The sequence below is a fragment of the Streptococcus massiliensis DSM 18628 genome (assembly GCF_000380065.1).
Classification (GTDB): domain Bacteria; phylum Bacillota; class Bacilli; order Lactobacillales; family Streptococcaceae; genus Streptococcus; species Streptococcus massiliensis.
The window spans coordinates 1-6,567 of record NZ_KB904425.1; the positions used below are offsets into that span (position 1 = coordinate 1).

General features: G+C 46.2%; 9 protein-coding genes. 7 read left to right on the plus strand and 2 right to left on the minus strand.

Annotated elements, in window-relative coordinates; genetic code table 11:
• Window positions 1–395, minus strand: a 395-nt coding sequence (locus A3I3_RS0108785; protein ID WP_169333116.1) for a transposase family protein, incomplete at its 3' end; no start/stop codon positions are given.
• Between the two features lie 201 nt (window positions 396–596).
• Here A3I3_RS0108785 and A3I3_RS0108790 point away from each other — a divergent pair.
• The 7 genes from A3I3_RS0108790 (at window position 597) to rfbB (ending at window position 6,273) form a co-directional block, all read left to right on the plus strand.
• Window positions 597–1,280: a tRNA (adenine(22)-N(1))-methyltransferase gene (locus A3I3_RS0108790; RefSeq protein ID WP_018372339.1), complete on the plus strand. Its 684-nt coding sequence runs from the start codon at window positions 597–599 to the stop codon at window positions 1,278–1,280.
• Window positions 1,267–2,064: a Nif3-like dinuclear metal center hexameric protein gene (locus A3I3_RS0108795; RefSeq protein WP_018372340.1), complete on the plus strand. Its 798-nt coding sequence runs from the start codon at window positions 1,267–1,269 to the stop codon at window positions 2,062–2,064. Before A3I3_RS0108790 ends, A3I3_RS0108795 begins: the two co-directional genes overlap by 14 nt.
• An 11-nt stretch (window positions 2,065–2,075) precedes the next feature.
• Window positions 2,076–3,176, plus strand: coding sequence for an NAD(P)/FAD-dependent oxidoreductase (locus A3I3_RS0108800; protein WP_018372341.1), 1,101 nt, complete (start codon window positions 2,076–2,078; stop codon window positions 3,174–3,176).
• Between the two features lie 2 nt (window positions 3,177–3,178).
• Window positions 3,179–3,649 (plus strand): 8-oxo-dGTP diphosphatase, encoded by a 471-nt coding sequence (locus tag A3I3_RS0108805; RefSeq protein ID WP_018372342.1) that lies wholly within the window; start codon window positions 3,179–3,181, stop codon window positions 3,647–3,649.
• An 82-nt stretch (window positions 3,650–3,731) separates the two neighbouring features.
• Window positions 3,732–4,601, plus strand: a complete 870-nt coding sequence (gene rfbA, locus A3I3_RS0108810; protein WP_018372343.1) for a glucose-1-phosphate thymidylyltransferase RfbA — start codon at window positions 3,732–3,734, stop codon at window positions 4,599–4,601.
• Window positions 4,602–5,195, plus strand: a complete 594-nt coding sequence (locus A3I3_RS0108815) for a dTDP-4-dehydrorhamnose 3,5-epimerase family protein (RefSeq protein WP_018372344.1) — start codon at window positions 4,602–4,604, stop codon at window positions 5,193–5,195. It begins immediately after the preceding gene.
• 31 nt (window positions 5,196–5,226) lie between these two features.
• Complete coding sequence (rfbB, locus tag A3I3_RS0108820; RefSeq protein ID WP_018372345.1) at window positions 5,227–6,273, plus strand: dTDP-glucose 4,6-dehydratase; 1,047 nt, start codon at window positions 5,227–5,229, stop codon at window positions 6,271–6,273.
• 97 nt (window positions 6,274–6,370) lie between these two features.
• On the opposite strand, the gene A3I3_RS0108825 is transcribed toward rfbB, so the two are convergent.
• Window positions 6,371–6,567: transposase (locus A3I3_RS0108825; protein WP_018372346.1), on the minus strand; the 197-nt coding region annotated here is incomplete at its 5' end.

Genomic DNA, 6,567 nt, shown 5'->3' on the forward strand with positions numbered 1-6,567 from the left:
GAAGTAGAGACAGCTAAGCTTTCAGCGATGGCTGTCATAGGGACTTTCTCGATTAGTTTTTGAGCGATTTTCTGGTTGACGATGGTTGCAATTTGGTGGTTTTTCTTGACCAGAGAAGTCTCAGCAACAGCCATTTTTCTACAGTCTTTACAGCGGAAACGCCGTTTTCTCAATCGAATCAGCGTTTTGTATCCCGCGCACTCTAAATAGGGAATTTTCGATTCTTTCTGGAAGTCATATTTAGCCATTTGTCCTTGGCAGTGAGGGCATTTAGGCGCAGGATAATCTAGCTTAGCGATGATTTCTTTATGTGTNCCAGCATCTANANNATCNAAAATNGTNATGTTAGGGTCTTTGATTTCCAGTAAGTTTGTGATAAAATTTAATTGTTCCATAAGATTCTTTCTAATGATGGTTTGATCGCTTTTCATTATAGGTCTTATGGGACTTTTTTTCTACAACAAAATAGGCTCCATAATTCCTACAGTGGTTTTACCCACTACAGAAATTATAGAGCCCTTATGTCAGGCTCTTTTTTTACGCCTGCAAAAATGATATACTAGGATAAAAGATGTTAGAAGAAAGTGAATGATAGAATGAAAGCAATTTCTCAGCGTTTGTTGAAGGTGGCGAGCTTTGTGCCTGATGGTGCGCGGCTGCTGGATGTGGGGAGCGACCATGCCTATCTGCCAATCTATCTGACCCAGCAGGGGTGCATTTCCTTTGCGCTGGCTGGCGAGGTGGTAGAGGGGCCTTTTCAGTCTGCTCAAAAAAACGTGCAAGACGAGCAGCTGACCGATAAAATTGAGGTGCGCTTGGCGAGCGGTCTAGCAGCTTTCGAGCCAGCCGACCAGATTGACACCATTGTCATCGCAGGCATGGGCGGGCGCTTGATTGCAGAGATTTTGGAAAATGGCAGAGCTAAACTTCCGCACATTTCCCGCTTGATTTTGCAGCCTAATAACTGTCAGGATGAGGTCCGCAGCTGGCTGGCAGAGCATGGTTTTCAGATTGTGGCTGAGGATATATTGCTCGAAGCAGGAAAATACTATGAAATCATCGTCGCAGAAGAAGGGCAAGCAGCTCTAACGGCTCAAGAAAAACGGTTTGGGCCTTATCTAGTCAAGGAAAAATCTGCTATTTTTCAGGACAAGTGGCAGCAGGAGCTAAAAAAACTGGAACTTGCTTTGGCTCGCATACCAGAAAAAAATCGGGATGAGCGCTCTGCTATGTCCCAAAAAATCCAGGAAATCAAGGAGGTGCTCCATGTTAGCAAGTGAGTTAATCAAGCGATACGAGGCTTTTTGCCCGCAGGAATTGTCCATGGAAGGCGATATTTCGGGGCTGCAAATCGGAAGCCTCAATAAGGAAATCAAGCGGGTCATGATTGCCCTTGATGTGCGCGAGCAGACGGTGGCAGAGGCTATTGAAAAGCAGGTGGATTTGATTATTGTCAAGCATGCGCCGATTTTTCGACCGCTCAAGGACTTGGTGGCAGACAGGGCGCAAAATCAGCTATATTTTGACTTAATCAAACACGATATTGCCGTTTATGTTAGTCACACAAATATTGATGTAGTCAAGGACGGGCTTAACGACTGGTTTTGCCAGCTTTTGGAAATAAAAGAGACGAGCTATCTTAGCGAGACCGCTCCCAATCAGGGAATTGGTCGTGTGGGAACGATTGAACTGCAGACGTTCGCCCAGTTTGCTGAGCGGGTCAAGAGGGCTTTTGCCTCAGACAGTCTGCGCTTGGTGGCTTATGATGAGGTTGATTTGGAGAGAAAGATTGAGCGCGTGGCTATTTGTGGCGGCAGCGGGCAGTCTTTTTACAAAGAGGCTCTGGCTCAAGGAGCACAGGTCTATATCACAGGCGACATTTACTATCATACGGCTCAAGAAATGCTGACTGAAGGGCTCTTGGCACTTGACCCTGGCCACCATATTGAGGTTTTGTTTGTAGAAAAATTAGCCGAAAAATTTGAAACATGGAAAAAAGAGGAAGGCTGGCAGGTTAATATTCTGCCTAGTCAAGCCTCAACCAACCCTTTCCAAGCGATATAAGGGAGCAAATCATGAAAAAAGTAGCGATTGTGGGAGCTGGTATTGTGGGCTCAACAGCGGCTTATTATTTGAGCCGGTCGGCTGATGTGAAAGTAAGCGTTTTTGACAAGGGAACTGGGCAAGCGACCAAGGCGGCAGCGGGCATTATCAGCCCTTGGTTTTCTAAGCGGCGCAACAAGGCTTGGTACAAAATGGCGCGACTGGGGGCAGATTTTTACCAGACCTTGATAGCAGATTTGGTGCAAGTAGGCTGTCCTGTAGACTTTTATCAGCAGACAGGCGTTTATTTGCTCAAGAAAAAGGAAGAAAAGCTAGCTGAGCTCTATGATTTGGCATTGGAGAGACGAGCAGAATCGCCTTTGATTGGCGACTTGCGTATTCTCGGCCGCTCTCAGGTAGAGCAGACCATTCCAAATTTACAGGGCTTTGAGCGCCTGCTCTATGCTTCTGGTGGTGCCAGAGTGGACGGTGCTCTTTTGACCCAGACTTTGCTTGCAGCGGGCAAGTTGTCGCTTATTTCTAAAAAAGTCCAGCTTGAGCGGCGTGGAGAGAGTTATGTACTTGACGGTCAAGTCTTTGATGTGGTCATTCTGGCTTGCGGGGCTTGGCTGGGTCAAGCTTTAGAACCGCTAGGTTATCGGGTGGATGTTCGTCCGCAAAAGGGGCAGCTGCGCGATTATCAGTTGCCTCTTGCGACCGATTCTTATCCGGTCATCATGCCCGAGGGCGGGCTAGACATCATTCCATTTGGGCAGGGAAAGGTCAGCGTCGGAGCCACTCATGAAAATGAGCAAGGCTTTGATTTGACGGTGGACAAGGCTTTGCTGGATGAGTTGGAAAAGGAAGCGCAAACCTATTTTCCAGCGTTAAAAGAAGCGGATGTGTTAGCGGAGCGTGTGGGAACGCGGGCTTACACCAGTGATTTTTCACCCTTTTTCGGACAAGTTCCAGCCAGTCCAAATCTCTATGCAGCTAGCGGCTTGGGCTCATCAGGTCTGACGACGGGACCCTTGATTGGGCAGCAATTAGCCAAAATGGTGCTGGGAGAGGAGCTCCTTTTGGAGCCAGAAAATTATCCTACCAGCCGCTATATCCAGAAAGTGGAGGAATGAGTATGGCAGAAAAGATTTTACAGTGGGTCAATATCGTGTGTCTCAAAGATGACAAAGTTTTGCTGCTAAATCGACAGCATGATAACTTCAAGGGCTGGATTCAGCCTGGAGGTAAAATAGAGGATGGTGAAACAGTTTTTACCGCCGCCGCGCGCGAGCTGAAAGAAGAGACGGGCTTGACAGCGCTAAATTTACAACTAAAAGGAATTTCAGGCTTCATCAATCCGACCAAGAAAGAACGTTATGTTTACTATGACTTTCTCTGCCAAGATTTTACAGGAGACTTGCTGGCCCATTCCTGCGAGGGCGACCCCAAATGGTGGGCGATTTCTGAACTGGCGAAATTAGATATGCAGGACGATATTCGTGAACGCTTGCCTCTTTATTGGCGAGAAGGCTCTTTTGAGCGCATTCACTACTGGGATGAGGAACATGGCTGCATCAAAAAAACAGTCACCAAATGTTATGATTAAGCACTTTCTCCTTTTCTTAATGACATTCTGCTTAAAAAATGATAAAATGTAGATACTATAATAATTGAAAGGCTTTCAAGTTATGAAAGGTATTATTCTTGCTGGCGGTTCTGGTACGCGCTTGTACCCATTGACACGAGCTGCTTCTAAACAACTGATGCCGGTTTACGACAAACCGATGATTTATTATCCACTATCAACCCTCATGCTGGCTGGGATTAAGGATATTTTGATTATTTCTACTCCGACCGATTTGCCACGTTTTGAGGATCTTTTGGGCGACGGCTCTGAGTTTGGTATCAAGCTCTCTTATGCCGAGCAGCCAAGTCCTGACGGGCTCGCGCAAGCCTTTATCATCGGTGAAGAATTTATCGGCGATGACCATGTTGCTTTGATTTTAGGGGACAATATTTATTATGGCCCAGGATTGAGCGGCATGCTGCAAAAGGCAGCAGCAAAAGAAAGCGGAGCAACTGTTTTTGGCTATCAAGTAAAAGACCCCGAGCGCTTCGGTGTTGTGGAATTTGACAAAGAGATGAATGCCATTTCGATTGAGGAAAAGCCAGAGCAACCTCGCTCAAACTACGCCGTGACTGGTCTTTATTTCTACGATAATGACGTGGTTGAGATTGCCAAAAATATCAAACCAAGTGCGCGTGGTGAGCTGGAAATCACCGACGTCAATAAGGCTTACTTAGAGCGCGGTGACTTGTCTGTTGAGCTTATGGGACGCGGTTTTGCTTGGCTCGATACAGGAACTCATGAGAGCCTTCTCGAGGCGGCTCAATATATCGAAACCGTTCAACGCATGCAAAATCTCCAAGTAGCGAACTTGGAAGAAATTGCTTATCGTATGGGCTATATCACGAAAGAACAAGTGCACGTGCTGGCTCAACCGCTCAAGAAAAATGAGTACGGTCGCTACCTCTTGCGCTTGATTGGAGAAGAATAGATGACAGAAAACTTTTTTGGAAAAGAATTGGCCGCTCGCAAGATCAAAGTGATTCCGGGCTTGCTGGAATTTGATATTCCAGTTCATGGTGACAATCGCGGCTGGTTTAAAGAAAACTTTCAAAAAGAAAAAATGCTGCCCCTAGGCTTTCCAGAGAGCTTTTTTGCCGCAGGCAAGCTGCAAAATAATGTCAGCTTTTCACGCAAAAATGTCTTGCGCGGCTTGCATGCTGAGCCTTGGGACAAGTACATCTCTGTCGCAGACAGCGGCAAGGTATTAGGCACTTGGGTGGATTTGCGCGCGGGTGAGACTTTTGGCAATACCTATCAGACCATTATTGATGCTAGCAAAGGGATTTTCGTTCCGCGTGGTGTAGCAAATGGCTTTCAGGTCTTGTCTGATACGGTTTCTTACAGCTATCTGGTCAATGACTACTGGGCGCTGGAATTGAAGCCTAAATATGCCTTTGTCAATTATGCTGACCCAAGCCTTGACATCAAGTGGGAAAATCTGGCTGAGGCAGAGGTTTCTGAAGCAGACAAAAATCATCCATATCTGAAAGATGTAGTGCCTTTGACTGAGGACATGCTCTAGCAGACCAATCATAGAGGAGAAATGACAAATAATGACTGAATACAAAAATATCATTGTGACGGGTGGAGCTGGCTTTATCGGCTCAAACTTCGTTCACTATGTTTACAATAATTTTCCAGATGTGCACATCACCGTTTTGGACAAGCTGACCTATGCGGGAAATCGTGCCAATATTGAGGAAATCTTGGGCGACCGTGTGGAGTTGGTCGTGGCTGACATTGCTGACGCAGAAGTGGTTGACCGTTTGGCGGCCAAGGCTGACGCCATTGTTCACTATGCGGCTGAAAGCCACAATGATAACTCGCTCAATGACCCGAGTCCTTTTATCTACACCAACTTTATCGGGACTTATACCCTGCTAGAAGCGGCGCGCAAGTACGACATTCGCTTCCACCATGTGTCAACAGACGAAGTCTACGGAGATTTGCCTCTGCGTGAAGACTTGCCAGGACATGGTGAAGGACCAGGTGAGAAATTCACCCCTGAAACCAAGTACAATCCAAGCTCGCCTTATTCATCAACCAAGGCAGCTTCTGACTTGATTGTCAAGGCCTGGGTGCGTTCCTTCGGTGTCAAAGCGACCATTTCTAATTGCTCAAATAACTATGGTCCTTACCAACACATCGAAAAATTCATTCCACGCCAAATTACCAATATCCTCTCAGGCATCAAGCCAAAACTCTACGGCGAAGGCAAGAACGTCCGCGACTGGATTCACACCAATGACCATTCATCAGGCGTTTGGGCGATTTTGACCAAGGGACAAATCGGCGAAACCTATCTGATTGGAGCAGACGGTGAAAAGAACAATAAGGAAGTTCTGGAGCTTATTTTGGAGAAAATGGGGCAACCTGCTGATGCTTACGACCACGTGACAGACCGCGCGGGACACGATTTGCGCTATGCGATTGACGCTAGCAAACTCCGCGATGAGCTGGGTTGGAGACCAGAATTTACCAACTTTGAAGCCGGACTAGAAGAAACCATTAAGTGGTACACCGACCACGAAGATTGGTGGAAGGCTGAAAAAGAAGCGGTCGAAGCCAACTACGCCAAGACCCAAGAAGTGATTAAATAGTTTTTTTGAAATGAAACGATTGTTTAGGCTAGAAGATTTCTTAGTTTAAACAATCGTTTTTTAGGGCTCTTTGTCAACTGTAGTGGGTTGATGTCAGCTAAGATCTGGAGAGAACCGAATTGGTTCTCTCCTTTTTGATATTTAAAGCGATGAGNATTCTAGTTTTAAAGTTGTCAAAGTTCCGAAAGCCGAAAGCGTTGCGCTTGATAACCTTGATAAGGTTGTTAGTGGCCTCTAGCTTAGCATTTGAGTAGGGAAGTTCCAAAGCATTGATAATCTTGTCCCTCTCTTTCA

Excerpts from the sequence above, each read along its gene's own strand:
- A3I3_RS0108805 (WP_018372342.1), top strand. The coding sequence starts at position 3,179 with ATGGCAGAAAAGATTTTACAGTGGGTCAATATCGTGTGTCTCAAAGAT.
- A3I3_RS0108815 (WP_018372344.1), top strand. The coding sequence starts at position 4,602 with ATGACAGAAAACTTTTTTGGAAAAGAATTGGCCGCTCGCAAGATCAAA.
- rfbB (WP_018372345.1), top strand. The coding sequence starts at position 5,227 with ATGACTGAATACAAAAATATCATTGTGACGGGTGGAGCTGGCTTTATC.
- A3I3_RS0108795 (WP_018372340.1), top strand. The coding sequence starts at position 1,267 with ATGTTAGCAAGTGAGTTAATCAAGCGATACGAGGCTTTTTGCCCGCAG.
- A3I3_RS0108800 (WP_018372341.1), top strand. The coding sequence starts at position 2,076 with ATGAAAAAAGTAGCGATTGTGGGAGCTGGTATTGTGGGCTCAACAGCG.
- rfbA (WP_018372343.1), top strand. The coding sequence starts at position 3,732 with ATGAAAGGTATTATTCTTGCTGGCGGTTCTGGTACGCGCTTGTACCCA.
- A3I3_RS0108790 (WP_018372339.1), top strand. The coding sequence starts at position 597 with ATGAAAGCAATTTCTCAGCGTTTGTTGAAGGTGGCGAGCTTTGTGCCT.